General features: G+C 74.5%; 26 protein-coding genes and 1 pseudogene. 7 read left to right on the top strand and 20 right to left on the bottom strand.

The genetic code is table 11. The features are described from left to right. Positions 1-18: 18 nt before the first annotated feature. The 5 genes from CLV37_RS20880 to CLV37_RS20860 form a co-directional block, all read right to left on the bottom strand. Positions 19-981 carry an SDR family NAD(P)-dependent oxidoreductase gene (locus tag CLV37_RS20880; protein ID WP_106214070.1) on the bottom strand — a complete coding sequence of 321 codons (963 nt, stop codon included), beginning with the start codon at positions 979-981 and terminating at the stop codon, positions 19-21. Positions 982-1,067: 86 nt separating this feature from the next. Continuing rightward, complete coding sequence (locus CLV37_RS20875) at positions 1,068-2,006, bottom strand: ABC transporter substrate-binding protein (protein ID WP_106214068.1); 939 nt, start codon at positions 2,004-2,006, stop codon at positions 1,068-1,070. After that, positions 2,003-2,758: an ABC transporter permease gene (locus CLV37_RS20870; RefSeq protein ID WP_106214066.1), complete on the bottom strand. Its 756-nt coding sequence runs from the start codon at positions 2,756-2,758 to the stop codon at positions 2,003-2,005. The genes CLV37_RS20875 and CLV37_RS20870 overlap by 4 nt, the downstream gene beginning before the upstream one ends. Position 2,759: 1 nt before the next feature. Continuing rightward, on the bottom strand, positions 2,760-3,416 hold the full coding sequence (locus CLV37_RS20865; protein WP_211298829.1) for an ABC transporter permease: 657 nt from the start codon (positions 3,414-3,416) through the stop codon (positions 2,760-2,762). Beyond that, complete coding sequence (locus tag CLV37_RS20860) at positions 3,413-4,363, bottom strand: ABC transporter ATP-binding protein (RefSeq protein WP_106214064.1); 951 nt, start codon at positions 4,361-4,363, stop codon at positions 3,413-3,415. Before CLV37_RS20860 ends, CLV37_RS20865 begins: the two co-directional genes overlap by 4 nt. A 139-nt stretch (positions 4,364-4,502) precedes the next feature. On the opposite strand from CLV37_RS20860, the gene CLV37_RS20855 reads away from it, so the two are divergent. After that, positions 4,503-5,993 carry an aromatic amino acid lyase gene (locus tag CLV37_RS20855; RefSeq protein ID WP_106214062.1) on the top strand — a complete coding sequence of 497 codons (1,491 nt, stop codon included), beginning with the start codon at positions 4,503-4,505 and terminating at the stop codon, positions 5,991-5,993. Positions 5,994-6,206: 213 nt separating this feature from the next. Here CLV37_RS20855 and CLV37_RS20850 read toward each other — a convergent pair whose 3' ends face one another. Together CLV37_RS20850 and CLV37_RS20845 are read right to left on the bottom strand one after the other, a co-directional pair. Continuing rightward, positions 6,207-6,716, bottom strand: coding sequence for a cysteine dioxygenase (locus CLV37_RS20850; protein WP_106214060.1), 510 nt, complete (start codon positions 6,714-6,716; stop codon positions 6,207-6,209). Continuing rightward, positions 6,713-7,612, bottom strand: coding sequence for an amidohydrolase family protein (locus CLV37_RS20845; RefSeq protein WP_106214058.1), 900 nt, complete (start codon positions 7,610-7,612; stop codon positions 6,713-6,715). Before CLV37_RS20845 ends, CLV37_RS20850 begins: the two co-directional genes overlap by 4 nt. Positions 7,613-7,734: 122 nt before the next feature. Here CLV37_RS20845 and CLV37_RS20840 point away from each other — a divergent pair, with 122 nt between their 5' ends. After that, entirely contained in the window at positions 7,735-8,736 is a 1,002-nt protein-coding gene (locus CLV37_RS20840; RefSeq protein WP_106214056.1) for a LacI family DNA-binding transcriptional regulator, read from the top strand. Here the strand turns inward: CLV37_RS20840 and CLV37_RS20835 are convergent. Then, on the bottom strand, positions 8,723-10,144 hold the full coding sequence (locus CLV37_RS20835; RefSeq protein ID WP_106214054.1) for an aromatic amino acid ammonia-lyase: 1,422 nt from the start codon (positions 10,142-10,144) through the stop codon (positions 8,723-8,725). The genes CLV37_RS20840 and CLV37_RS20835 overlap by 14 nt on opposite strands. Continuing rightward, positions 10,141-11,532 carry a serine hydrolase domain-containing protein gene (locus CLV37_RS20830; protein ID WP_106214052.1) on the bottom strand — a complete coding sequence of 464 codons (1,392 nt, stop codon included), beginning with the start codon at positions 11,530-11,532 and terminating at the stop codon, positions 10,141-10,143. Before CLV37_RS20830 ends, CLV37_RS20835 begins: the two co-directional genes overlap by 4 nt. Before the next feature lie 191 nt (positions 11,533-11,723). Here CLV37_RS20830 and CLV37_RS20825 point away from each other — a divergent pair, with 191 nt between their 5' ends. Then, a complete protein-coding gene (locus CLV37_RS20825) occupies positions 11,724-13,361 on the top strand; it encodes an ABC-F family ATP-binding cassette domain-containing protein (RefSeq protein ID WP_106214050.1) in 1,638 nt (545 codons plus the stop codon). Positions 13,362-13,371: 10 nt separating this feature from the next. Here CLV37_RS20825 and CLV37_RS20820 read toward each other — a convergent pair whose 3' ends face one another. Genes CLV37_RS20820 through CLV37_RS20810 form a run of 3 tightly spaced genes read right to left on the bottom strand, consistent with a single transcriptional unit; the run spans position 13,372 to position 16,010 of the window. Next, a complete protein-coding gene (locus CLV37_RS20820; RefSeq protein WP_106214048.1) occupies positions 13,372-14,331 on the bottom strand; it encodes a tetratricopeptide repeat protein in 960 nt (319 codons plus the stop codon). A 24-nt stretch (positions 14,332-14,355) separates the two neighbouring features. After that, a complete protein-coding gene (locus CLV37_RS20815) occupies positions 14,356-15,363 on the bottom strand; it encodes a DUF8094 domain-containing protein (RefSeq protein WP_106214046.1) in 1,008 nt (335 codons plus the stop codon). After that, positions 15,360-16,010: a hypothetical protein gene (locus tag CLV37_RS20810; protein ID WP_170127404.1), complete on the bottom strand. Its 651-nt coding sequence runs from the start codon at positions 16,008-16,010 to the stop codon at positions 15,360-15,362. The genes CLV37_RS20815 and CLV37_RS20810 overlap by 4 nt, the downstream gene beginning before the upstream one ends. A 241-nt stretch (positions 16,011-16,251) precedes the next feature. Between CLV37_RS20810 and CLV37_RS27790 the strand changes: the two genes are divergently transcribed. Beyond that, positions 16,252-16,710 (top strand): DoxX family protein, encoded by a 459-nt coding sequence (locus tag CLV37_RS27790; protein ID WP_170127403.1) that lies wholly within the window; start codon positions 16,252-16,254, stop codon positions 16,708-16,710. An 82-nt stretch (positions 16,711-16,792) separates the two neighbouring features. On the opposite strand, the gene CLV37_RS20800 is transcribed toward CLV37_RS27790, so the two are convergent. Continuing rightward, complete coding sequence (locus CLV37_RS20800; RefSeq protein ID WP_106214040.1) at positions 16,793-17,134, bottom strand: thiamine-binding protein; 342 nt, start codon at positions 17,132-17,134, stop codon at positions 16,793-16,795. Positions 17,135-17,241: 107 nt separating this feature from the next. On the opposite strand from CLV37_RS20800, the gene CLV37_RS27785 reads away from it, so the two are divergent. Then, the gene (locus CLV37_RS27785; RefSeq protein ID WP_106214038.1) at positions 17,242-18,324 is read left to right on the top strand and encodes a coiled-coil domain-containing protein; all 1,083 of its coding nucleotides are present in this window, start codon (positions 17,242-17,244) and stop codon (positions 18,322-18,324) included. A gap of 6 nt (positions 18,325-18,330) precedes the next feature. On the opposite strand, the gene CLV37_RS20790 is transcribed toward CLV37_RS27785, so the two are convergent. From CLV37_RS20790 to CLV37_RS20780, 3 genes are read right to left on the bottom strand one after another with little or no spacing between them, the layout of a single operon-like run. Further along, positions 18,331-19,038, bottom strand: a complete 708-nt coding sequence (locus tag CLV37_RS20790; RefSeq protein ID WP_106214036.1) for an alpha/beta hydrolase — start codon at positions 19,036-19,038, stop codon at positions 18,331-18,333. Further along, positions 19,031-20,089, bottom strand: coding sequence for a threonine aldolase family protein (locus tag CLV37_RS20785; RefSeq protein WP_211298828.1), 1,059 nt, complete (start codon positions 20,087-20,089; stop codon positions 19,031-19,033). The genes CLV37_RS20790 and CLV37_RS20785 overlap by 8 nt, the downstream gene beginning before the upstream one ends. A 41-nt stretch (positions 20,090-20,130) precedes the next feature. Continuing rightward, the gene (locus CLV37_RS20780; protein ID WP_106214034.1) at positions 20,131-20,418 is read right to left on the bottom strand and encodes a hypothetical protein; all 288 of its coding nucleotides are present in this window, start codon (positions 20,416-20,418) and stop codon (positions 20,131-20,133) included. A gap of 182 nt (positions 20,419-20,600) precedes the next feature. Between CLV37_RS20780 and nucS the strand changes: the two genes are divergently transcribed. Further along, the gene (gene nucS / locus CLV37_RS20775) at positions 20,601-21,296 is read left to right on the top strand and encodes an endonuclease NucS (RefSeq protein ID WP_106214032.1); all 696 of its coding nucleotides are present in this window, start codon (positions 20,601-20,603) and stop codon (positions 21,294-21,296) included. 98 nt (positions 21,297-21,394) lie between these two features. On the opposite strand, the pseudogene CLV37_RS29080 reads toward nucS, so the two are convergent. Further along, a pseudogene (locus CLV37_RS29080) lies at positions 21,395-21,670 on the bottom strand (STAS domain-containing protein); the annotation flags it as partial. Between the two features lie 360 nt (positions 21,671-22,030). On the opposite strand from CLV37_RS29080, the gene CLV37_RS20765 reads away from it, so the two are divergent. Beyond that, positions 22,031-22,354 carry a hypothetical protein gene (locus CLV37_RS20765; RefSeq protein ID WP_106214028.1) on the top strand — a complete coding sequence of 108 codons (324 nt, stop codon included), beginning with the start codon at positions 22,031-22,033 and terminating at the stop codon, positions 22,352-22,354. 19 nt (positions 22,355-22,373) lie between these two features. Here CLV37_RS20765 and CLV37_RS20760 read toward each other — a convergent pair whose 3' ends face one another. The 3 genes from CLV37_RS20760 to atpD are packed head-to-tail and all read right to left on the bottom strand — an operon-like array spanning position 22,374 to position 24,578. Further along, a complete protein-coding gene (locus tag CLV37_RS20760) occupies positions 22,374-22,826 on the bottom strand; it encodes a DUF2550 domain-containing protein (RefSeq protein ID WP_106214026.1) in 453 nt (150 codons plus the stop codon). Between the two features lie 16 nt (positions 22,827-22,842). Then, positions 22,843-23,118 carry a F0F1 ATP synthase subunit epsilon gene (locus CLV37_RS20755; protein WP_211298827.1) on the bottom strand — a complete coding sequence of 92 codons (276 nt, stop codon included), beginning with the start codon at positions 23,116-23,118 and terminating at the stop codon, positions 22,843-22,845. Next, positions 23,118-24,578: a F0F1 ATP synthase subunit beta gene (atpD, locus tag CLV37_RS20750; protein WP_106214022.1), complete on the bottom strand. Its 1,461-nt coding sequence runs from the start codon at positions 24,576-24,578 to the stop codon at positions 23,118-23,120. Before atpD ends, CLV37_RS20755 begins: the two co-directional genes overlap by 1 nt. Positions 24,579-24,619 lie beyond the last annotated feature (41 nt).

Here is a 24,619-nt window from a genome sequence, read left to right as displayed (position 1 = left end):
CTCACCCGGGCGTCGGCGTCACGCGAAGGCGTCGACGCCCGTGAGTTCGGCCGACAGCGCCCACAGGCGTGCCGCGGCCTCGGGGTCGGTGGCGTGCGGGGCGACGCCGGCGGTGAACGGCGGCCGGTCGGCGTCGACGGGCAGCGCGATGTCGCAGTCCTCGCAGAACACGCCCCCCAGCCCGTCCAGCCGCGGGCTCGTGGCGGCCCACACCTCGGTCGCCGCCCCCGCGGCGGGGGTCTTGAACCCCTCCATCAGCTCGTTGCCGTCTTCGTCGATCCAGCCGGCGGCGACCATCTCCTCGCGGGGCAGGTGACGCTGCAGCGGGGTGAGGATGCCGCCGGGGTGCATCGAGAAGGTCCGGACCCCCTGCGGCGCGGCGAGGGTGTCGAGGTGCAGCGCGAACAGGGCGTTGGCCGTCTTGGCCTGGCCGTACGCCTCCCACTTGTCGTAGTCACCGCGGGTGAACATCGGGTCCTCGAAGCGGATGCCCGAGCGGTGGTGGGCCGAGCTCGACAACGAGACCACGCGACCGCCCCCGGCGGCGAGAGCGGGCCAGAGCCGGTTGACGAGGGCGTAGTGCCCCAGGTGGTTCGTGCCGAACTGCGCCTCCCAGCCCCGCGCCAGGCGGGTCTCGGGGCAGGCCATGATCCCGGCGTTGCCGATGAAGGCGTGGATCGGACGCCCCGAGGCGAGGAACTCCTGCGCGAACCGGGCGACGCTGTCCTGGTCCCCGAGGTCGAGTTCGGCGACCTCGGTGCGCTCGATCCCGGCGAGCTCGGCGGCGGCGCGCTCGGGACGACGGGCGGGGACCACGACGTGGGCCCCGGCGGCGGTCAGGGCGCGGGTGGCTTCCAGGCCGATCCCGGAGTAGCCGCCGGTGAGGACGACGGTGCGGCCGGTGAGGTCGATCCCGGCGAGGACCTCCGTCGCGGTGGAGTCGTGACCGAAACCGGAACCGACGGGTCGTTGTGGCGTCATGCCGTGAACGCTAGGACCTGGAGCGCGCTCCAGGTCAACCCCCGGGGGGGCGGGGCTGCTCCCCCACCCCCCGCAGGTCGTGGGGGTCAGGCCAGGCCGTTGGCCGACAGGAACGCCTTGGCCACCGTGGCGGAGTCCTGCTTGTCCACCTGGACCTTGGACAGGTACTCGGTGAGGTTCTCGGTCGTCAGCTTGGCCGAGAACGCGTTGAGCGCGGAGGCGATCGTGTCGTTGCTCTTCGAGGACCGGATGAGCGGCAGCACGTTCTGGGCCAGGAACAGGTTCTTGGGGTCCTCCAGGACCGTGAACTTGTTCGTCGTGATGGCCGAGTCGGTGGTGAAGATGTTGCCGACCTGGATGGTGCCGTCCTTGAGCGCCCCGACGGTCAGCGGGCCGCCCGGGTCGAGGGACTTGAACTCCTTGAACTCGACGCCGTACAGCTCCTTGAGCCCGACCAGGCCCTGGTAGCGCTTGACGAACTCCGGGCCGCCGCCGGCGACGAGGTCCTTGGCCACCGGTGCCAGGTCGGCGATGCTCTTGAGGTTGTACTTCGACGCGGTGTCGGAGCTGACCGACAGGGAGTCCTTGTCCTCGGCGGCCGCCTGGTCCAGGACCTCCAGTCCCGAGGGCAGCTTGGGCTTGAGCGCGTCCAGCACCTGCTCAGGGCTGGACACCCCCTGGGGCGCGTCGCCCTTGAGGTAGTACGCCAGCAGCGCGCCGTTGTACTCCGGCAGCAGGTCGATGGACCCGTCGTCCAGGGCCTTGAGGTAGAGCTCACGGGCGCCGATGTTGAACTTGCGCTCGACCTTGACGCCCTTGCCCTCGAGGACCTGGGCGTACATCTCGGCGATGAGCTCGCTCTCAGGGAAGTTCGCGGACCCGATGATGACCGAGCTGGAGTCGGCCGAACCGCTCGTGGTGCTGCTGGAGGTGCTGCTCAGCGGGTCGCCGCCTCCGCCGCACGCGGCCAACCCCGCGGTCACGGAGCCCAGGAGGGCGAGGCCGAGGAGGTTCCTGCGGTTCATGACGTGCCTTTCGACGAGCCTGCACTGATGAGTTCTTCGTCCGGGATCGCCCCGGACTCTGCCACGGATCGCGTTCCCCGTGCGCGCTTCAACCCGCGGCCGGTGAGTCCGGGTGAGACGGCGTAGCGCTGGACCAGGCCCAGGAGCAGGTCCAGCACGATGGCCAGCACCGCGACGACGACCGCCCCGGCGACCATCTGGCCGTAGTCGTTGAGGGCCAGCCCGTCGACCAGCAGTCGTCCCAGCCCGCTGCCCCCGACGTAGGCGGCCACCGTCGCGGTCGCCACGACCTGCAGCACCGCGGCCCGGATCCCGCCGAAGACCACGGGCAACGCGATCGGGAGCTCGACGCGGAACAGCACCTGGGTGGAGCTCATGCCCATTCCCTTGGCCGCGTCGACGGCGTTCTGGTCCACCGAGCGCAGCCCCGCGTACGTGGAGGTGAGGATCGGGGGGATCACGAGGACGACCAGGGCGATGAGGACGGGGGTGAACCCCAGACCCATGAGCACGACGAGCAGGCTCAGCAGCCCCAGGGTCGGCAGGGACCGCCCCGCGTTGCCGGCGTTGATGGCCAGGAACGAGCCCCTGCCCGTGTGCCCGATGAGCAGACCCAGCGGGAACGCGATGACGAAACCCACGAGGACGGCGAAGAACGTGTACCCCAGGTGGGACACCAGCAGGTGCGGGATGGTCCCGGTGCCCGACCAGGTCCAGTTCGCACCGTCGAGCAGGTAGGGCTTGCCGTCCACGTCAGGCTCCCTTCACGGCGCGGGTCCACGGCGTGACCGCCCGCTGGAACAGCACGATCAACAGGTCCGCGAGCGCGGCCAGCGCGATGGACAGCACGATCCCCACAACGATGGGGGCGGTGTAGAACAGCTGGAACCCGCGGGTGAACAACGCGCCGAGCCCCCCGACCCCCAGCAGCGCCCCGACGCTGACCAGGGAGATGTTCGACACCGCGGCCACCCGCACCCCGGCGAGGATGACCGGCGCGGCCAGCGGGAGTTCGACCTCCAGCAGGCGCCGGGTCCGCTTGTACCCCATCGCGGTGGCCGCCTCGGTCAGCGCCGGGTCGACCGATCGCAACCCGTCGGCCACGGTCCGGGCCATGAGCGCCACCGTGTACAGCGCCAGCGCCACGACGATGTTGACCGGCGAGAGGATCTTCGTGTGCAGCACGTACGGCAGGGCCACGAAGACCGCCAGCGAGGGGATCGAGTAGATCAGCCCGGAGACGTTGAGCAGGGGGTGGTACAGCCAGCCGAACCGCACGCCGAGGTACCCGACGGGAAGGGCCACGACGACGCCGATCAGCAGCGGCAGGACCGCGAGGAGCACGTGCTGTCCGAGGGCGTCCAGGACCGTCGAGTGGTTGTCCCGCAGGTACTTCACAATATCGCTCACCGGCGCTGCTCCAGCAGGTCGACGACGTCGCGGTGGTGCACGAACCCCAGCGGCCGGCCATCGGCGTCGACCTTGACGGCGGTCCCCGTCGGGGACGTGAGGGTCAGGTCGACGACCACGCGCAGCGAGTCCCCGTCGCGGAACGTGCCCTCGCCGTCCAGGGACCGGCCCGCCGGGAAGGGGTGCAGGAGCAGGTCGTCGCTGCGCTGGAAGCTCAGGCCGCGGTAGCCGCGGTCGCGGCCCACGAAGTTCCGGACGAACTCGTCGGCGGGTTTCGTGAGCAGTTCCTCGGGGGTCCCGACCTGCGCGAGGTGCCCGCCCTGGCGGAAGACGGCGATCCGGTCACCGAGGACGACGGCCTCGTCGATGTCGTGGGTGACGATCGCGATGGTCTTGCCCAGCTCGGCCTGCAGGCGCAGGAACTCCTCCTGCAGCTGGGCCCGGACGATGGGGTCGACGGCGCTGAAGGGTTCGTCCATGAGCATGACGGGCGGGTCGGCCGCGAGCGCCCGGGCGACGCCGACGCGCTGCTGCTGGCCGCCGGACAGCTGGGCGGGGTACCGGTCGGCGAAGGCCGCCGGCAGCCCGACGCGTTCGAGCAGTTCCAGGGCGCGGTTCCTTTCGCGCCCCCTGCCGACCAGCTTGGGCACGGTCAGGACGTTGTCGAGCACGGTCTTGTGCGGGAAGAGCCCGGCGTGCTGGATGACGTAGCCGATGCCGCGGCGCAGGGTGGCGGGGTCCTGGGCGCGGACGTCCTTCCCGTCGATCGCGACGGTGCCGCCGGTGGGCTCGATCATCCGGTTGATCATCCGCAGCGACGTCGTCTTGCCGCAGCCCGAGGGGCCCACGAAGACGGTGATCCGCCCGGTGGGGAGCTCCAGGTCGAGGCCGTCGACGGCCACCGTCCCGTCGGGGAACTGCTTGCGGACGGCCTCGAACGTGATCACTGGGGCGGCTCCCGGGTTGGACCTGTGGGCTGGTACATGCTGAGCACAGGGCAGGAACCGGTCAACGAGGCACGATCAGCCGACACCTGATCGTGACCTCTCCCAGGAAGACCCACCAGCGGTCGTGCGTGGAGGACAAGTGGAGCACCAGCGGTCCCGGGGCGCGACTCCGGGGGTCGCGTTGTCGGGTCGGGCCCTGAGCCTGGAGGACCTGGACGACGTCGCGCACGGGCGGGCCCGGCCGGTCGTGGACCGGGTGGTGCTGGGCTCGCTGGGGGCGCTGGAGGCGGCGATGGACGCTGCGCGCGGGGCCGGGGCGGTGTACGGGGCGACGACGGGCGTGGGCGCGAACAAGGACGTCGAGGTCGACGAGGAGCAGGAGGAGCACCCCCGGGCGCACGGGTTGCGGCTGCTGCGCTCGCACGCGGCGTCGCTGGGGCCGGTCGAGGACGAGCCGACGACCCGGGCCGCGCTCGTGGTGCGGCTGAACCAGCTGCTCGCGGGGGCGCACGCGGGGCTGGGCGCGGGCGTCAGCGCTCCCGTGCTGGGCGCGCTGGCCGACGCGGTGGAGACGGGCGCGCTGCCGACGCTGCACCGCTTCGGGGGCATCGGGACCTCGGACCTGGCCCCGTTGGCCGAGCTGGGGCTGACGCTGGTCGGCGAGCGCCCCTGGCGGTCGGGGTCGGTCCCGCCGGCGCCGCTGGGGGCGGCCGACGCGCTGCCGCTGATCTCCTCGCACGCGCTGACGCTGGCGACGGCGTCGCTGGCCCTGGTCCGGTTGCGCCAGCTGCTGCTGGCGGGGCTGGGGATCTCGGCGCTGTCGTTCCTGGCCCTGCGCGGCAACCCGCAGGCGTGGGCGCCGCGGGTGCACGCGGCGCGCCCGCACCCGCGTCAGCCCGAGGTCGCGGCGGCGCTGCACGCCCTGGTGGACGGCGGGCCGCGGGCGGCGCGACTGCAGGACCCGTTCGCGCTGCGGACGGTCCCGCAGGTGCTGGCGCCGGCGTTCGCGGCGGCCGACGCGCTGGGCGACGTGCTCACCCTGGAGGCCTCGACGCCGGGGGAGAACCCGCTGGTCTCCCCCGACGGCGTCTTCCACCACGGGCAGTTCCACGCGGCCTCGCTGGCGACGGCCCTGGACACGTTGCGCGCCACCACGTACGGGGTGCTCACGTTGTCGGCGGCGCGGCTGGCGCTGCTGCTGCGGCCCGAGCACACCGGGCTGCGCGCGTTCCTGGCGGCCGGTCCGCGCGGCAGCTCGGGGCTGATGATCGGCGAGTACGTCGTGCAGGACGCCTTGGCGGAGCTGCGGCCGGCGACGGCCCCGATGACGGCGGGGACGGTGTCGATCTCGCTGGGGCTGGAGGAGCACGCGAGCTTCGCCACACAGGGCGCGCGGGCGCTGCGGCAGACGGCCGACCTGGCGCCGCTGGTGCTGGCCGTGGAGGCCCTGGCGGCGGTCCGGGCGCTGCGGGCGGCGCCGGACCGCCTCTCCCCCGGCGCGGCGGCGCTGTTCGGGGTGTTCGACGAGATCCTGGACCGCGACGCGCGGGACGCCCCGATCGGTCCCGACGTCGAACGGGTCGTCGAGCGGGTGGCGGACCTGGCGCTGTTCCTGCGGCTGGAGGGCTAGGACCCGCCCGGCAGGACGGGGACGGGGACGATCGTCCGGACGGCGGGACGACCGTGCCATCGGCCGGGGTGTGCGCGGATCCTGCACCCGTTCCGCGACACGCCGGTGTCCGGGCTGTGGTCGTCGGCGTGTCGCCCGATGGGTGCGGAGTTCCTGCACGTCGTGGAGGCTGACGACCCCGAGGGGCGAACGCGGTCGGTGCGGTCCGCCCGCTCAGTCCAGGGGGCGCAGCTCGTCGGCGTAGCTAATCGAGGTGCGGCGCATCACCCCGGACGGGGAGATCGAGTACTGCCCCATCCGCCACAGCGGCGGGGAGTAGGCGTGGATCGAGACGGACCCGTCGACGGCGCCGGTCATCCGGTGGATGTGGTCGGGGCCGAAGGCGAAGGACCGTCCCGCCGCGACGGTGCGCACGACGGGGTCGCCGCCCATCCGGGGGTTGGCCTCGGTGACGGCCCCGCGGGTGACGGCGACGGCGCCGGAGGAGGTGTCGTGGTCGTGCCAGCCGGTGTCGTCCACGGTGTTCCAGCACAGGACCCAGACGTCGAGGTCCCCGTCGCGGTGCAGGCTGGCGAAGTGGCGCCCGCCGGTGTCGTGCCGGACGAGGTGCTCCCAGGCCGCGGGGGTGCGGGCGGCGGCGTCGACCCAGGCCTTCAGCTCGCGCGGGCTCAGGGTGCGCCCGGGCGGGGCGGGCAGGTGCGGGGTGTCGGGGGCGAGGGTCACGGTCGGCTCCCTTCGAGCAGGTGGGCGGGGTTGGCGGTGGTCAGGGCGTGGGCGAAGGCGGCCCCGAACCCGGGCAGGTCGGCCGCCTCGAACGGCTGGGCGTAGGGCCGGTCGGTGCCCAGGACGACGGGGTCGACCCCCACGACGCGCACGAGGGCGTCGACGGCGCGGGGCCCGTACGAGCTCGTCTCGTAGTGCACGTCGGGGTCGAGCCGGCCCAGCGCCCCGCCGCGGGCGGCGAGCCGTTCGTGGTGCAGCGGGGCCAGCCCGGCGAGCGCCGCGAAGCAGATCCGGACGGCGGGGTGGTCGGCGGTGTGCCAGGCGTGCCAGGCCGCCTGCAGCTGCTGGACGTAGGGGACGAGGGCGGGCCACCAGCCAGGGACGTCGTCGCCGGTGCCGGCGGCGGGGCCGGGGTGGACCAGCACGGGCTTGCCGGCGCGTTCGCACTCGGTCAGCAGCGGGGCGAGGCGTTCGACGGCCCGCGGGGTGGCCAGCGCGGTGGCGGGCAGCTGGAGGCCGACGACGCGCTCGTGGCGCAGGGTCGCGGCGAGACCGGCGGGGTCGAGGTCGGTCACGCCGGCGGCGGCCCAGAGGCCGAACGGGTCCCCGAAGGCCCGCGCGCCGTCGTGCCAGGCGCGCAGGAGGGGTTCGGCCTCCTCCCCCGGCAGGTGCTCCAGGCCGAGGGGGGAGCTCAACGAGACGAGGGCGCGGGCGGTGCCGTCGGCGCGTTCGAGGGTGCGGCGGACGTCGACGTCGTGGGCGGCGGGGTCGATCGCGCAGGGCGGTTCGCCGGGCAGGTGCAGGGTCCAGCCGCGCAGGTACGGGGGGTCGGTGCGCTCGCGCAGGGCGTCGAGGAGCGCTGCGGGCCACAGGTGCTGGTGGCAGTCGGTCCGCACTCCATCACCCCCTGTTCCGTGAAGCGCTTCACTCCTACTGAGTGAAGCGCTTCACAAACGAGGTGTCAACTACCCGCCCCAGTTCGACGGGCACTCGAACGCCCGCCGGTTACTGTTCAGCCGTGCCGAGGGACTCACGCCGCACGCTGCAGGACGTCGCCGACGCCGCCGGGCTGTCCCTGGCCGCCACCTCCTACGCCCTGCGCGGGACCCGCGGGTCGGCCGCGACCATCGAGCGCGTCCAGGCGCTCGCGCTCGAGCTCGGCTACCGCGTCGACCCCATCGCCCGCGCCCTGGCCAGCGGCCGGACCGGCACCGTGGGGATCAGCGGTTCGCTGCGCGACCTGTGGCAGCAGGACCTGTCCGTCCTGCTCACCCGCGCCCTGCGCACGGTCGACAAGGACGCGACCATCGCTGACGCCGACGCCGACCCCCGCGTGGAGCGGCGGGTGGTGGAGCGGTTCGCGGCCCAGCGCGTCGACGGCGCGCTGGTCTCCCCCGTCGACCCGTCGGCGGACCACTGGCGCCTGCTGCCCGCCTCCACGGCCGTCGTCTCCATCGGCGACGCCCTCACCGCCCGCCCCGGCAGCGGAGCGGTGCTGTTCGACAACGGGTTCGGGATCGGGGCGGTCCTGGACCACCTCGCCGAGCGCGGGCACCGGCGGGTCGCGCTGCTGACCCCGTCCCTGCCCACCACCCCCGGCCGCCCCTCGGAGCGGCTGGCGGTGCAGCTCGCGCAGCCGCGCGGCATCGAGCTCCTCGTCGTGCCGGCCCCCGCCTCCCCCGCGGGCGCCGCCGAGGCCGCCGCCGGGGTGCTGTCCGCCGACCGGCGCCCCACCGCGGTGTTCTGCCTGTCCGACTCCCTCGCCTTCGGGGTCTACCGCGCCGCCGCCGACCTCGGGCTGCGCATCCCCGGCGACGTGTCCGTCGTCGGCTTCGACGACCACCAGCTCGCCGCGCTCGTGGCTCCCGCGCTCACCACGGTCTCCTGGGACGAGGACGCGATCGTCGCCGCCGCCGTCGAGCAGCTCCTGGCCCTGGGCGGGGACGGCGAGGTGCCCGACCCCGTCGTGTTCCGCCCGCACCTGGTGGTGCGCGACTCCACGCGGTTCACGACCGGCTGAGCGAACCCCCGAGCAGCCCCACGAGCGCCTCCACGTCCCGGCCGTAGGGCCGGTCCACGACCTCCTCGCCCAGCTCGTCGGCCACCCGGTCCAGGAGCCCCGTGAGGTCGGGGGAGATCCCGGCCAGTCCCCCGCGCAGCAGCCGCGCGCGGTGCACCGCCAGGAGCTCGACCGCGAGGACCTCGCGCAGGCCCGCGACGACCTCGGCCAGCGACTCGGCCGCCTCCAGCGCGAAGCTCTGCACGTCCTCCTGACCCAGCGACGTCTCCACCGGCCCCGTCAGCGCGGGGACGGCGAAGCGCCGCAGCCGGTGCGCGACCCCGACGGCCCGCTTGTGCACGGCCACCAGCCCGGCCTGCGCCCCCGGCTCCGGCGACAGCTGCGGGTTCAGCCCGGTCAGCCGGGGGTCGAGCGTGCGGTGCGTGCGGGCCACCGACGTCTCGGCCAGGTGCAGCACCGCCGCGGCCAGCGCGTCCGACCCGCCGGCCAGCTCGGTCCCGGCGAAACCCGCCGTGCCCGCGAACCGCCCGTCCCAGAACGCCGGGGAGTCCGTGACCCCCTCCAGGGCCCGGTCCGCGGCCGCGGCGAGGTCGCCCGCCCGGCGGCGGACCAGCGCGACCGCCGCGGGCGCGACCCGGACCGAGAGGGGGGCCTGCAGCCCGTGGACGTGCGGGGCCGGTCGCAGGGCCCGCAGCCGGGTGTGGACCACCTCGAGGACGTCGTCGGCGCGGGCGGCCCCCGGACGCACGGGGTCGGGGCTGGAGCGCAGCACCTCCGAGGTCGCGGCCAGCACGCGCTCGGCGTCGTCGAGGAGCGTGGAGACCTCCTGGACGGCCAGCGTCGCCAGGGCGGTCGCGACGGGGACCCCCTCCAGGAACGCCACGCCCTCCTTGGTCCCGAACCCGGCGGGCCCACCGCTGCGGCCGTCGAGGGTGTCCGCACCGCCGAGCACGACGGCCCCGACGTGGGCCAGGGGGATGATCTCCCCCGCGGCCCCGTTGCCGCGCAGGGGCACGCGCGGGTGCACGCCCCGGTTCAGCAGGTCGGCCAGCCGCAGGCACAGTTCGGGCGAGACCCCCGCCTCGGGGTGCAGGAACGTCCGCAGCCGCACGGCCAGCACCGCGCGGACCTGCGGCACCGACAACCACGGGGCCGAGCCGACGGCCCGGCCCACGACGAGGTTGTCCTGGTGCGCGGCGCGGGCACGGGCGTCGAGGGTGACGCCGGCCATGGCCCCCATGCCCGTCGTCACGCCGTAGACGGGGCCGGAACCCTCCAGCGCCGCGAGCAGCGCCCCGCGGGACGCCCCCACCGTCGCCAGGAGGCCGGGGGCCAGTTCCACCGGGGCGCCGGCCGCGACCCGCAGGACCGCTGCCCGGTCGAGGTCGGCTCCCCGGTGGACGATCACGACGGCCGGCGCAGCGTGCTCAGCGCGGGGGCGTGCAGGGGTCCGGTCTCCCAGCGACCGGTGAACTGCTCACCGTCGAACTCCAGGTGCAGCAGGTGCGGCGTCTCGGCGAACCGGACGTCGACCCGCGACCCCGCCCCGGAGACCGCCAGGGGGCCGGTGTCGGCCCAGGAACCCTGGCCGATCGCGGCGGTGAGGGTGTCACCCGAGTCGTGCAGAGCGAGTTCCCCACCCGAGGTGCTCACCGCCGTCAAACTGGCGGGTTCGCTGCCGGGGGCCGCGGTGAACTCCCCCTCGACGACCGGGTGACCCTGCAGCGCAGGAAGTTCCAGCGCGGACAACCGGTGGGCGAGCGCCTCGTCGTGGGCCGTGGCGTCGCCGGGCGGATCGGCGGTCAGGGCCGGGAGCAGGTGCTCCCACGCCGCGTCGAGCACGGCCTGCATGTCCGGGCTCTGGGACGTGATCGCCACGACCGCGTCCTGCTCGGGCAGCACGACGCAGAACTGCCCGTACGCGCCGTCCCCGCGGTACCCGTGCCGGGCGATCCAGAACTGGAACCCGTACCCCTGCTGCCAGTCGGGGTTGTCGTTGAAGCTCGCGTTGTCGATGTGCGAGCGGGTCGCCTCGACCACCCACGCCTCGGGCAGGACCTGCTGGCCCTCCCAGACGCCGCGCTGCAGGTACAGCTGCCCGAGCTTGGCGATGAGTTCGGTGGGGGCGTGGAAGCCCGACCAGCCGAGTTCACGGTCGCGGCCGTCGCGCAGCCACCCGAGGTTCTCCGGGGAGACCCCGAGGGGTTCGAGCAGCCGGGGCCGCAGGTACTCCAGGAGCCCCTGGCCGGAGGCGCGCTGCACGATCGCGGACACCGAGAACGTGCAGGGCTGGTTGTAGCAGAACAGGGTCCCGGGTTCTTCGTCCGGGCGGATCTTCAGGAAACCCTTGACGATGTCGCCGCTGGGGTCTTCCGCCGCCCGGCCCAGGGTCTCCTCGCGGTGGCCGCTGGCCATGTTCGCGACGTGGCGGACCAGGATGCGCCGGGAACGGTCGTCGGTGATCTCGTCGTCGTGCTCGGGGAAGTAGGACAGGACCGTCGCGTCGAGGTCGACGATCCCCTCGGCGACGGCGAACCCGAGCGCCGTCGAGGTGAAGCTCTTCGACAGCGAGTACAGCAGGTGGGGCCGCTCGGGCCGGAACGGCGCCCACCAGCCCTCGGCCACGACGTGGCCGTGGCGCAGGACCAGCAGGCTGTGCGGCTCGACGCCGGGGGTGTTCTCCAGCGCGTCCACGAACGACGCGATGCCGCGTGCGTCGACGCCCTGCGCGGACGGCGTGCTGCGGGGCAGGGGGACGTCACGCGTGACGTCCGGGGTGGTGGCTTCGGTGCTCACGCGCCCGACTCTAGGACCGGCCGCGGGGAAAAGCGGTTGCGGGTCCCCGGCGGCCGGGCGCACGCTCGGTCCCGTCCCGTCCCCGACCGAGGAGCCGCTGCGGTGCTCATCTGACGTGCCCCGATCCCCGGACCCCGCCACGCCACGCGTGCGGGGGGTCCACCCGGCGTACGTCACGTGAAGGAACCCGCATGCCTGCCCCCACCCTCCGGACCACCACCTCCCTCGCCCTGCGCGGCGTCACCAAGAGCTACGACCACGTGCCGGTCCTGCAGGACCTGACCCTCACCCTCGCCCCGGGCACCGTCACCGGGGTCATCGGCGAGAACGGCTGCGGCAAGTCGACGCTGCTGCGCGTTCTCACCGGTGTCGAACCCGTCGAGGCCGGCCGCGTCGTCGCCACCGCCCCGGGCGGGATCGGCCACCTCCCCCAGGACGCCGGCGCCCCCTCGCGCACCACCGTCGGCACCGTCCTCGACGACGCGTTCGCCGACCTGCGGGCCCTGCAGACCCGGATGCGCGAGCTCGAAGGGCTCATGACGGGCCCGGACGCCGGGACCGTGCTCGACGAGTACGGCGACCTGCAGACGGCCTTCGAGCTGCGCGGCGGGTACGAGGCCGACACCCGGCTCGAGCAGTCCCTGACCGGGCTGGGCCTGCCCCGGCTCGACCGGGACCGGGAGGTCGGCACGCTCTCCGGCGGGCAGCGCTCCCGGCTGCACCTGGCCGCCCTGCTGGCCGCCAGGCCCGAGGTGCTGCTGCTCGACGAGCCCACCAACCACCTCGACGTCAGCGCGTCGCGGTGGCTGGAGGACCACCTGCGCTCCCGGAGCGGGACGACGGTGGTGGTCTCGCACGACCGGGAGTTCCTCGACGCCGTCGCCCGCGAACTCGTCGAGGTCGACACCCGCCACGAGCACGGGATCGGGCGCTACCCCGGCTCCTACGCCGACTACCTGCTCGCCCAGGCCGCCGAGCGCCGCCGCTGGGAGCAGGCCCGCGCCGGGTGGGAGGCCGAGGTCGAGCGGCTGCGCACGAGCGGGGACGACCGGGCCCGGGCCGTCAACCACGACCGGCCGCCGCGCGACAAGGACAAGATGCAGTACGGCTACAAGGGCGGACGCGTCCAGGAGTCGATCGCCGCCCGGGTGCGGGCCAACGCCGAGAAGCTGCGGCGGCTGCAGGAGGCCGAGGTGCCCGCGCCCCCGGAGCCGCTGCGGTTCACCGCCCCGCCGGGCGCCTCGGGACGGCGGGGGTCGCTGCACGCCGAGGGGATCTCGGTGGCGGGCCGGCTGGCGCCGCTCGACCTGCACCTCGGGCCCACCGACCGACTGCTGGTCACCGGGCCGAACGGGGCGGGCAAGTCGACCCTGCTGGACGTGCTGGCCGGGGACCTGAGCCCGGACACCGGGACCGTCCGCCGGCGCGGCCGGGTGGGCCTGCTGCGCCAGGACCCGGCCGGCGTCCACCTCGCGGACGGGGCCGACCGCTCGGTCCTGGCGACCTTCGCGGCCGGACGCCCCGCCGGTCCCGAGGAGAGCGCCCGCGCGCTCCTGCGCATGGGGTTGTTCGACCGCGACCGCCTCGGCGTCGCCGTCCGGACGCTGTCCACCGGCGGCCGGCGCCGGCTGGACCTCGCCCGGCTGCTGGCCGACCGGCACGACGTCCTGCTGCTGGACGAACCGACCAACCACCTCGCCCCGCGGCTGGTCGAGGAGCTCGAGGCCGCCATCGACGCGTTCGCCGGGGCCGTGGTCGTCGTCAGCCACGACCGCCGCTTCCGCCGCACGTTCCGCGGCGACGTCCTCGAGCTCGGGGGTGAGCGCTGAGCGCGCGGGCTCAGAACAACGCGCGCGTGAGGGCCTGGCGGGCCTTCACGACCCGCGGGTCGCTCGTGCCGACGACCGAGAACTGGTCCAGCAGGTGCGTGCGGGCGGCGTCGCGGTCGTCGCCGACCGTGCGCTGGACGATGCCGAGCAGCCGGTTGAAGGCGTCCTCGACGTGCCCGCCGACGAGGTCGAGGTCGGCGACCACGATCTGCGCGGACACGTCGTCCGGGGCGGCGGCCGCGGCGGCGCGGGCCTCGTTGAGGTCGACCCCCGCCACCCGGCGCAGGACGGCGACGCGCGCCAGGCCCTCGGTGGCCGCGGCGTCCTTGGGGTCCTGGGCCAGCGCCCTGGTCCAGGCGGCCGTGGCGCCGTCGAAGTCGCCGGCGTCGAGGGCGGCGAGCGCCTCGGCGTGCAGGGGCGGGACGGCGGGGGCGGCCTCGGCGGGAGCGGCGGCCGTCCCCTCGACCCGGCCCGTCACGCCGTTCGCCTCGGCGACGCGCAGGACTTCCTCCAGCACCGGGCGGATCTCCTCGGCGCCGGGGTAGGACCCGGTGAACAGCGGGATGGGCTGGCCCTTGACGATGGCGGCGACCAGCGGGATCGCGCGCGCCTGCAGCGACTGCACGAGCGACTGGGCCAGGCCCGGTTCGGCCTGGGCGTCGATGCGACCGAGCAGGAAGGCCCCCGCGAACTCGTCGGCGAGGGCCTGCAGGGCCTCGGCGCCCTGGTCGTACCCCTCGGCCCACAGGTCGAGGACGAGCGGCACCTGCACCGAGCCCTGGACGAGCTCGGTGAACGTCTCCTCGGTGACGTCGACGACGAACGGCGACGAGGGGGTCGCGGCGTCGGGGTCGGCCGCCGCGCGCCGGGCGACCTCCTCGCGGCGGGTGGTGCGCGCCGCGAGCGCACCGAGGTCCACCGCTCCGCGCAGGTTGAGCTTGCCGCCGGGGCCCGTGGGCTGAGAAGTCATGCGCGACACCTTCTCACGCGCGGCTCAGCCGGCCGTGACCTGCACCAGACCGCTCTCGACGGCCACGGCCTGCACGGCGCCCTGGCCCGGCGGGACGGCGAAGACGACGACGCTCTGGCGCTCCACGTCGGTGGTGCGGCCCTGCGCGCGACCGGCGAGCGCGGCGAAGGCCGGCTCCAGGGTCCCGCTCGTGGCCCCCGCGGGGATGTCGAGCGTCGTGGTCCACGTGTAGCCGGCGACGACGAGGGCGCCGCCGTCGCGCGTGCGGACGGCCAGGACCCCGTCGGGCAGCACGGACCGTTCCTGGCTGAAGCGGCCCCCGGCGCCCTGGACGGCGGCGGTGTCGGCGCTCACGGCCGCCTGGACCCCGGCGCGGTACCCGTCGGGGGCGAACTCGGCGGCGAACCGGCTGCCGTCGCCGTTCGTGAGGACGTCGGCGTAGTGCTCGGCGACGGCCCGCGGGGTCAGCGGCAGGTTGGTGTCCTCGTCGTCGGCGACCACGGCCACGCCGTCGGCGGGGGCGGCCAGCGTCGGCAGCGAGGCCCCGGGCAGCAGCGAGGGGGTCGCCCACACCGTGTAGGGGTCGCGGGCCGAGGCGGAGCGCAGGACCACCAGCGAGGGGGACTGGTCGGCCCCGCCCTGCGTGACGGTCGCGAACCAGCGGGGGAAGGCCTTCTCGCGGGGCAGGATCGAGGTCAGCGGCGTGAGTTCGTCCGCCCCGTTGGTGGCCGGGGGGCTCGCGCCCGCGGCGGCGATCGTGTGCGCCGCGGTCCGCAGGGCCAGTTCCGGGCCGCTGACGCGCGCGGCGAGCGCCGCGGGGTCGGCGGTGGCCGGGTCGGCACCGGCCTGCAGGACGGCGGTGGCCGCCTCGACGACGCGGGTGGCCTGGCCGGGCTCGACGACGAGCGGGACCTCGTCGGTGGCCGCGGGGGTCCGCACGGTGGGCAGCTGCGCGCACCCGGTGAGCACGAGGCTCGCGGTGAGGGCGGTGGCCAGCGCCGCGGCGGGGCGCAGGTGGGTGCGGCGGCTCACGCGCGCCCCCCCGCGGCGCGGCGGCGGGGGTCCAGCAGGACGCCGACGGCGCCGAGCAGCGCCAGGACGCCCCCGGCGACGACCAGCGGGACCCCGGCGGGGTGACTGGCCGCGGTGCCCTCGGCGTGCCAGCTGAGGCGCACGGCCGCGGGGGCGGGTGCGGTGCCGTCGGTGGCGGCCAGGACGACGACCCCGCCGGCGTCGCGGCGCTCGCCGTCGGAGGCCGTGGGCCACGTCAGCTCGACCGACCCGGTGCCCGTGCGGCTGGCGAGCCAGATGTCGGCGGTGCGCGGGTCGGCCGCCGCGCCGGTGCCGGTGACCTCGGTGGTCGCGGCGGGGTCCGACAGGTCGCCCCCGACGCCGGTGACGGTGGTGCGCTCGGCGTCGGCGAGCCAGGCCGTGGCGTCGGCGGCCCGGGCGACGCCGACGAACACGCCGGTGCCGCTCGCGCCGGTCGCCGTGACCCGCACGTCGGGCCCGGACAGCTCGAGCAGGCCGGGGGCGGTCACGACGGCCACGCCGGGCTCGGCGCGGCGTTCGGTGACGTCGATGCGCTCGGCGGGGGCGAAGACGGTCAGCAGCGCCGCCCCCGCGACGGCGCAGGCCAGTCCCGCCACGAGGAGGGTCCAGGCCACCAGGCGTCGCACGTCGGGTCCTTCGTCTTGGGGAGGGGTACGGGGGGACACCCTAGGCGCATGCGGTCCGGGTCCCGGTCGTACCGATCACGCTGCGTGGTGGACGACTCGCCGACGGTGCGCGTTGTGGCGCAGAACACGTCGTGCGGGTGAACCGGTGAGCTCCGCGCCCCGTGCTGGGGGTGCACCTCGTGCCCGCCCGAAGAGCCGCCGCCCACGCCCGGCTCCCTCCCGACGCAGAGGAGAACCCCCCGTGACCGCACCCACCACCGGCACCGTGCGCACCGACGGCCCGCAGGTCGTCCGCAGCACCACGACCGCCTCGACCGGCCTGCTCGTGCTGCGCCTGGTCGCCGGGGCGCTGCTGCTCGTGCACGGCGTCCCCAAGCTGGCCGACCCCGCCACGGCGACGGGCTACGCCGCCGCCCTGCAGGTCCCGGGCCCGACCTTCTTCGGCTGGCTCTCGATCCTCGGAGAGGTGGGGCTGGGCACGCTGCTGCTGCTCGGCCTGGCCACCCGCGTCGCGGGCACGCTCCTGCTGGCGCAGATGGCCGGGATCTGGCTGCTCGCCCACGCCCCGCAGGGCTTCCTCGTCGACGGTCAGGTCAACGGCGAGAACGCGCTGCTGTACGCCGCGCTCGGCCTCGTGCTCGCCCTCACCGGCGCGGGCCGCTTCAGCGCCGACGCGGTCCTGCTGCGCCGCAGGCGCTGACGGGCGCCGGCCGGGGTCGTCCCCGAGTCACCCGCGGGTCACCCGCGGGTCACCCGCGGGTCACCCGCGGGTCACCCGCGGGTCACTGACCCCGGCCGGCCTCCCCCTGCGCCCGTTCGACCGCGGCCTCCAGCCGCTCCAGCTTTCCGGTCATCTCCCCCGTGCGGCCGGGGCGGACGTCGGCCTTGAGCACCAGCGAGACGCGGGTGCCGTGCCGGGCCACGGCCTCGGTGGCCCGCTTGACGACGTCCATGCACTCGTCCCAGTCGCCCTCGATGGTCGTGAACATCGAGTCGGTGCGGTGCGGCAGCCCGGAGGAGCGCACCACCAGGACGGCGTCGGCGACGGCGGCGCTGACGGAGTCGGGTTCGCCGTCCACGGGGACGGGACCACCGGACGGGGCGACGGAGAAGGCGACGATCACCCTGTGAAACTACCCCCGCCCCGTGTCCCCTCCGGATCCACCGGGTCCTCGCGGTTACGCTGCGCTCAGTCCGTTCCCGCCCCCTCGTACCCGCCGGAGGTCCGCCGGTGTCCACCGACTCCCACGACGCGTTCAGCATCGTCGTCCGCGGCTACGAACGCAGCCAGGTCGACGCGCGCCTGAAGCACCTCGACGACGCGCTGGCCGAGGCCCGCGCCCGCGTCGCCCAGCGCGACCACGAACTGCGTCAGGCCGAGGAGAAGCTCGCCGACGCGCACAAGGAGCTGCGCGAGCACGAGAAGCCCTCCTACGCCGGCCTCGGGGCCCGCATGGAGAAGCTGCTGCGCCTGGCCGAGGACCAGTCCTCGGAGATCCTGCGCTCGGCCCGCCGCGACGCCGACCGGCTGCGCGAGGAGGCCCGCGCCGAGGCGGCCTCGACCCGCCAGCAGGCCGACGAGGACGCCCGGCGCCGCACCGGGGAGGCCGGCCGGGACGCCGAGGAGATCGTGGCGCGCGCCAAGCACCAGGCCGACGGGATGGTCGACGCCGCCCAGCGCACGGCCGCCGAGGTCACCGCGGCCGCCCACCGTCAGGCCGACCAGCTCCTGGCCGGTGCCCGGCACGAGAGCGCCGAGCTGATCGCCGCGACCGAGCGCCAGGTCGCGGCCCTGCGCACGCAGGCCGAGCGCGAGACCATCGAGCTGCGTTCGAGCACCGACGCCCGCGTGCGCGAGCAGGAGCTCGCGCTGGCCGCGGCCCGCGCGCAGGCGGCCGAGGAGGACCGCCAGCGGCTCGAGGTCGCCGCGGCCCGCACGGCCGCGCGCATCGCCGAGGCCGAGCAGCGCGCCGCCGAGGCCGAGGAGCGGGCGAACGAGGCCGTCGAGGCGGCCGAGGCGATCCGCGCCGACGCCATCGCGCAGGCGTCGCTGCGCGCCGAGACGGCCCGCCGGGAGTCCGACGAGCTGCTGTCCGACGCGCGCGCCCGCGCCCAGTCGATGGTCGAGACCGCCCGTGAGCAGGCCGAGCGCTCGCGCGCCAACGCGCAGGCGGAGGTCGACGAGCTCATGTCCCAGCGCGACCAGATCACCGACCAGCTCGACGACCTGCGCGGACTGCTGGGCCTGGCCCCGAAGCTGCCGGCCCGCGAGCTGGACGTGCGCGAGGAGGAGCCCGTCGAGCAGGCGGGCTAGGACCCCTCAGAACTGCGTGGGCAGGGGTGAGCGCGCGGGGTTGACCCGCGCGACCACCTCGTCCAGGACCCGGCGCACCGAGTTCTCCCCCACCCACAGGTGCTTGGCCCCGGCCACGGGGACGATCTCGGCCTGGGTCAGCGCGGCGAAGCGTTCGCTCGCCTCGGCCGGGCGCAGGAAGTCGTCGAACTCGGGCACCAGGGCCGTCACGGGCCGGCCGAACTCCGCCCACGCCCGCAGGTCCTGCGGCGTCGACCAGCGCAGCGGCGGGGACAGCAGGATCAGCCCCTCCACCAGCGGGTCCCGGCCGTGGACGAGGGCGAGGTCGGTGCCGAAGGACCACCCCAGCAGCCACACGCGCGGCAGGTCGCGGAACTCGGCGAACTCCAGCGCGGCGGCGACGTCGAACCGTTCGCCGTCCCCGGCGTCGAAGCTGCCCCCGCTGCGCCCGCGCGGGGACTCGGTCCCGCGCGTGTTGAACCGCAGGACCGCGAGGTCGGCCAGGGCCGGCAGCCGGTTGGCGGCCTTGCGCAGGACGTGGCTGTCCATGAACCCGCCGCTGGTGGGCAGCGGGTGCAGCGTCACGAGGGTGGCGACGGGGTCCTTCTCGGCGGGCAGGGCGAGTTCGCCCACGAGCGTGAGCCCGTCGGCGGTGTGCAGCTCGACCTCCTCGCGGCGCGCGGGCAGCACCGTGTCGGCCCGGATCTCAGCCACGCGCGAACTCCTCGGCCAGGACCGCGCCGAACCGGGCGACGTCCTGCGCGGTGGTGTCGAAGCTCGCCACGAGCCGCACCTCGACGGTGGCCGGCGAGAAGTGCGGGTCCCAGACGTGGAAGGGGACGCGCGCCGCCGCGCGGGCCGCGACGTGCGGCGGCAGCTCGGCGAACACGCCGTTGGCCTGCACGGGGCGGGTGATCTTCGCCCCCGCCGCCTCGACCACCCCGGCGAGGTCGCGGGCGGCCGCGTTCGCCGCGCCCGCGGTGCGCCGCCACAGGTCGCCCCCGAACAGCGCGAGGAGCTGGGCGGAGACGAAGCGCGTCTTCGACGACTGCTGCATCGAGGGTTTGACGAGCCGGCGCAGCGCCTCGGCGTGCTCCTCGCCGACCACCACGGCCTCGGCGACGCCCCCGCCGTTCTTGGTGCCGCCGACGGAGACCGCGTCCACGCCCAGGTGCGTCGTGAACTCCCCCAGCCCCAGGCCGAGGGAGACGGCCGCGTTGGCCAGCCGCGCGCCGTCGACGTGGACGCGCACGCCCAGGCCGTGGCTGACGCGCACGAGGTCGCGCAGCTGGTCCACGGAGTAGGTCGTGCCGAGCTCGGTGCTCTGGGTGAGCGTGAGCGCGCCGACGGGGGCGCGCATCGGGTTGTCCGCCGCCTGCACGGCCCGCTCCACGTCGGCGGGGTCGACGAGCCCGTCGACGGTGGGCAGGGCGATGACCTTCGTCCCACCGACGTGCTCCAGGCCACCGGCCTCGTCGTGCAGCACGTGCGCCTGGTCGGAGGCGAGCACCGACTCCCAGCGGCGGGTCAGGGCCTGCAGCGCCACGACGTTCGCGCCCGTCCCGGTCAGGACGACCGCGGAGGACGTGCGCGGTCCGAAGTGGGTGCGCAGGGACTGCGTCAGGGCGCTCGTGTACGGGTCGCCGCCGTAGCTGGCGACGTGCCCGCCGTTGGCCTCGACGAGGGCGGTGAGGACGTCGGGGTGCATGCCGGCGGCGTTGTCGCTGGCGAACCCGCGGGCGTCGGGGTCGTGGAGGGTGCTCACCCGGGCACGCTACCCACCCGCCCGGCGGTGGCGCCGAGGGGTCAGCGGCGCTGCCCGCGCAGCTGGAAGCACGACCGGTGCCAGTGCCGGCGCTCGGTGGCGCCGTCGCCGGGGCTGAAGGTGCCGCGCGCGGGCCAGACGACCAGGTGCGGGGTCCCCGGGGGGATGCCGGTGCGGCAGCCGGGGCACGTGTAGGTCTTCGTCGACGTCGTCCCGCGCAGCTCGCGCACCACCCAGTCCCCGTCCGGGCCGGACACCGAGCGGTCCACGCCCCGGCCCAGCGGGGCCCGGGGTGGCGGGTCCTGGCGACGACGGTTCGCACGGGGCACCCGCAGATGCTCTCAAACGCGCTCCCGGACGGTGCCGCGGTGGTGTCCCCTCCACACCACCGTGGCCCGCCCGGTTCGACACGTAGTCGTCGCGGGGCCGCGATTCGTTACACGCCGTGCGGCGAACGGGTGCCACGGGCGTCCACGGGGCCGGGGACGCGGGGTGCGTAAGCTCGCCCCTCGTGCGTCTCGTCATCGCCCGCTGCTCCGTCGACTACGCGGGCCGGCTCACCGCCCACCTCCCGCTGGCGACGCGGCTGCTGATCGCCAAGGCCGACGGCAGCGTCCTGGTCCACTCCGACGGCGGGTCCTACAAGCCCCTGAACTGGATGAGCCCGCCCGCCAAGCTCACCGTCTCCGTGCCCGAGGAGGACCAGCGCGAGGCGGGCGTGGTCGAGACGTGGACCGTCCAGCACGCCAAGACCGACGACCGGCTCGTCGTCTCGATCCACGAGGTGCTGCACGACAGCGAGCACGAGCTCGGCGTGGACCCCGGCCTGGTCAAGGACGGCGTCGAGGCCCACCTGCAGAAGCTGCTGGCCGAGCACATCGCCACCCTGGGTGAGGGGTACACGCTCGTCCGGCGCGAGTACATGACGGCGATCGGGCCGGTCGACATCCTGGCCCGCGACGACGCGGGCCGCGCCGTGGCCGTCGAGATCAAGCGGCGGGGTGAGATCGACGGCGTCGAGCAGCTCACCCGCTACCTGGAGCTGATGAACCGCGACCCGTTGCTGGCCCCCGTGACCGGCGTCTTCGCCGCGCAGGAGATCAAGCCGCAGGCCCGGACGCTGGCGACCGACCGCGGCATCCGCTGCGTGGTGCTGGACTACGACGCCTTGCGGGGCATCGACGACGTCGACTCGCGCCTGTTCTGAGCCCGGTCCGTCCCGCGGTGCAGGATGGCCTCGGCCCGGGCGCGGCGCGCGGCCTTGCGCTCGTCCTCGGTCGGGACGTCCAGGCCGGCGGTGGGCTCGTCCACGAGCAGGACCAGGTGCAGCCGGGTGACCCGCATCAGCCGCAGCGCCGGCAGCGGGACGTGGCGCAGCACGAGGCGGCGCCCGCAGCGCTGCGCGCGCCGGTGGGCCCCCACGAACACGCCCAGGCCCGTGGCGTCGGCGACGACGATGTCGTCCACCTCGACCACCAGGTCCCCCGTCCCGGCGTCCACGGCCGCGTGCAGCGCCTCGCGGACGCCCGGGACGGTGTGGACGTCGAGGCGGCCCGCGACGTGCACGACCTTCCCGTGCACCTCCTCGTCGACGTGCGCGAGGTGTCCGGGCGCCGAACGGGCAGCCCGGCGTGCCGCGACGTCGTCGGCCGCGCTCGGTGCGAAGTCGATCGCCATGTGTTCCTCCCCCGAGGACGCCGGTCGTGATCTCGTGATCGTCACCGGTGGGACGCAGGAGACGCCCGTCCGGTTGCACCCGGTTCTGAAGATCACACGCTGCGTGCGTGGTGCGTGCGTGTGACGACTGGGGGCAGTGGGACGGTCGATCGCCTGTGAGCACACTCTGCCACCGTTCGGTACCGCTAAGTAGTGACTTGCGACGCCGATGCCGAACGGTGACCTGACGGGGGCGACCAGCGCACCGAGGAGCACAATGCGGGGGTGCAGTCCTGGGGGAGCTACTCGTTCGCCTTCGGGCCCCTCGTCGCGTTCGTCGCCGTGGGGCTCCTCGTGGTGCTGCTGCGCTGGACGTACTCACGGGGCAAGTCCGTGGTCGAACGCCGCCCGCAGCCCGGGACCGAGGACGAGTACGGGCTGCTGGAGGTCGTCTCCAAACCCACCACGTTCATCGAGGCGGAGGTCCAGCGCCGGACCCTGCTCGACGCGGGCATCCGCGCGACCCTGGCCCCCACCACCGAAGGCCCCCGCGTGATGGTCTTCCCCACCGAGGCGGGACTGGCCCGGCAGATCCTGGAGCAGCGCTGAGCGGAGACCGGCCCCGGTCTCAGGCGACGTTGACGCCCTGACCGGGCGGGGCGGACTCCAGCCAGCTCGCGAACCCGGTGTAGGCGTCCTTGCCCATCGCCAGGTCGATCTCCTCCCCCGCCCCGTCGACCTCGAGGCGGCACTCCACGACCATCGCCCCCGGCTGGACGGCCACGAGCTCGGCGCCCTCGGCGTCGCGGAACAGGGTCACGGCCAGCGCCCGCCGTGCGTAGCTGCACGACGGGCGCGGGGACAACGAGAAGGTGCGGTACCAGTCCAGGCGGTCGACCTCGTACTGCGCGACGCCCAGCGCCCACCGGCGACGACCGCGCCGGACCTGGCGGACGGAGCAGTCGAAGGTCCCCAGCCGCGCCATCAGCCGGCGCCGGCGGACCACCACCAGGACGAGCACCACGAGCAGAGCGACGGCGCACGCGCCTGCGACCTCCAGGGAGAGCAGGACCTCGTGCACCGTCGCTCAGCCGTTCTCAGCGCGCGCCGGAACCCGCGGTGACCTCGACCTGCTCGGCGACGATCGTCACCTTGTCGTGGTCCACCGAGAAGAACCCGCCGCTGACCGTGGCGGTGAGACCCTCCGACCCAGAGCCCGTGATCGCCACGTCACCCGGAGCGAGGATGGCCAGGATCGGCTCGTGGCCAGCCATGATGCCGATGTCGCCCTCGGCGGTGCGGGCGCGCACGAGGGTCGCGTCGCCGGACCACACCGAGCGGTCCGCCGCCACGAGCTCGACCTGCAGAGCCATCAGGCGGTTTCCTTCTGGATGCGCGCCCAGTTGCGCTCGACGTCCTCAAGACCACCGACGTTGAAGAACGCCTGCTCGGCGACGTGGTCCAACTCACCGTCGGCGATCTTCGAAAAGCCCTCGATGGTGTCCTTCAGCGGGACGGTCGAGCCGGAGACCCCGGTGAACTTCTCGGCCATGTACGTGTTCTGCGAGAGGAACTGCTGGATGCGGCGAGCACGGCTCACCGTCAGCTTGTCCTCCTCGGACAGCTCGTCGACACCGAGGATGGCGATGATGTCCTGCAGCTCCTTGTTCTTCTGCAGGATCTGCTTGACGCGCACCGCGGTGGTGTAGTGGTCGTTCGAGATGTACAGCGGGTCCAGGATGCGCGACGTCGAGGTCAGCGGGTCCACGGCCGGGTACAGACCGCGCGAGGCGATCTCGCGGGACAGCTCGGTCGTGGCGTCCAGGTGCGCGAACGTCGTGGCCGGCGCCGGGTCGGTGTAGTCGTCGGCCGGGACGTAGATCGCCTGCAGCGAGGTGATCGAGTGACCGCGGGTCGAGGTGATGCGCTCCTGCAGCACGCCCATCTCGTCGGCCAGCGTGGGCTGGTAGCCGACGGCCGAGGGCATGCGGCCCAGCAGCGTCGAGACCTCCGAGCCGGCCTGGGTGAACCGGAAGATGTTGTCGATGAACAGCAGCACGTCCTGGTTCTGCACGTCGCGGAAGTACTCCGCCATCGTCAGCGCCGACAGGGCCACGCGCAGGCGGGTGCCCGGCGGCTCGTCCATCTGGCCGAAGACCAGGGCGGTCTTGTCGAAGACGCCCGCCTCGGCCATCTCGGCGATGAGGTCGTTGCCCTCACGGGTGCGCTCACCGACACCGGCGAACACCGACACACCACCGTGGTCCTGCGCGACGCGCTGGATCATCTCCTGGATGAGGACGGTCTTGCCGACGCCCGCACCGCCGAAGAGGCCGATCTTCCCACCCTGGACGTACGGGGTGAGCAGGTCGATGACCTTGATGCCGGTCTCGAACATCTGGGTCTTGGACTCCAGCTGGTCGAAGGCCGGGGCCTTGCGGTGGATCGGCCAGCGCTCGGTGACCTCGAGCGTCTCGCCCTCCTCCAGGTTCAGCGCCTCACCGATGGCGTTGAAGACCTTGCCCAGGGTGACGTTGCCGACGGGCACCGAGATCGGGGCGCCGGTGTCGACGACGGCCGCACCGCGGACCATGCCGTCGGTCGGCTTCAGGGAGATGGCCCGGACCATGTTGTCACCCAGGTGGGAGGCCACCTCGAGCGTGACGGTCGTGGTCTGCCCGCCCATGGTCACCTCGGTGGTGAGGGCGTTGTTCTGGTCCGGCATCGTGTCGGCCGAGAACTCGACGTCGACGACGGGCCCGATGACTCGGGCGATGCGGCCGGTCGCACCCTTGCTGGTGCTGGTCGGCGCTTCGTTGACGGTGGCGGTCATGTCGCTCCTCGGGCTTCCTTCGTCGAGTGAGTTCTTCGTGA

Origin of the sequence: Kineococcus rhizosphaerae, from assembly GCF_003002055.1 — a bacterium.
Lineage (GTDB): Bacteria > Actinomycetota > Actinomycetes > Actinomycetales > Kineococcaceae > Kineococcus > Kineococcus rhizosphaerae.
Note: the sequence above shows the minus strand (reverse complement) of the source record. Positions and strands in the feature narration are given on the sequence as shown.

Excerpts from the sequence above, each read along its gene's own strand:
- CLV37_RS20880 (WP_106214070.1), bottom strand. The coding sequence starts at position 981 with ATGACGCCACAACGACCCGTCGGTTCCGGTTTCGGTCACGACTCCACC.
- CLV37_RS20875 (WP_106214068.1), bottom strand. The coding sequence starts at position 2,006 with ATGAACCGCAGGAACCTCCTCGGCCTCGCCCTCCTGGGCTCCGTGACC.
- CLV37_RS20825 (WP_106214050.1), top strand. The coding sequence starts at position 11,724 with ATGCCTGCCCCCACCCTCCGGACCACCACCTCCCTCGCCCTGCGCGGC.
- CLV37_RS20820 (WP_106214048.1), bottom strand. The coding sequence starts at position 14,331 with ATGACTTCTCAGCCCACGGGCCCCGGCGGCAAGCTCAACCTGCGCGGA.
- CLV37_RS20755 (WP_211298827.1), bottom strand. The coding sequence starts at position 23,118 with ATGGCTCTGCAGGTCGAGCTCGTGGCGGCGGACCGCTCGGTGTGGTCC.
- atpD (WP_106214022.1), bottom strand. The coding sequence starts at position 24,578 with ATGACCGCCACCGTCAACGAAGCGCCGACCAGCACCAGCAAGGGTGCG.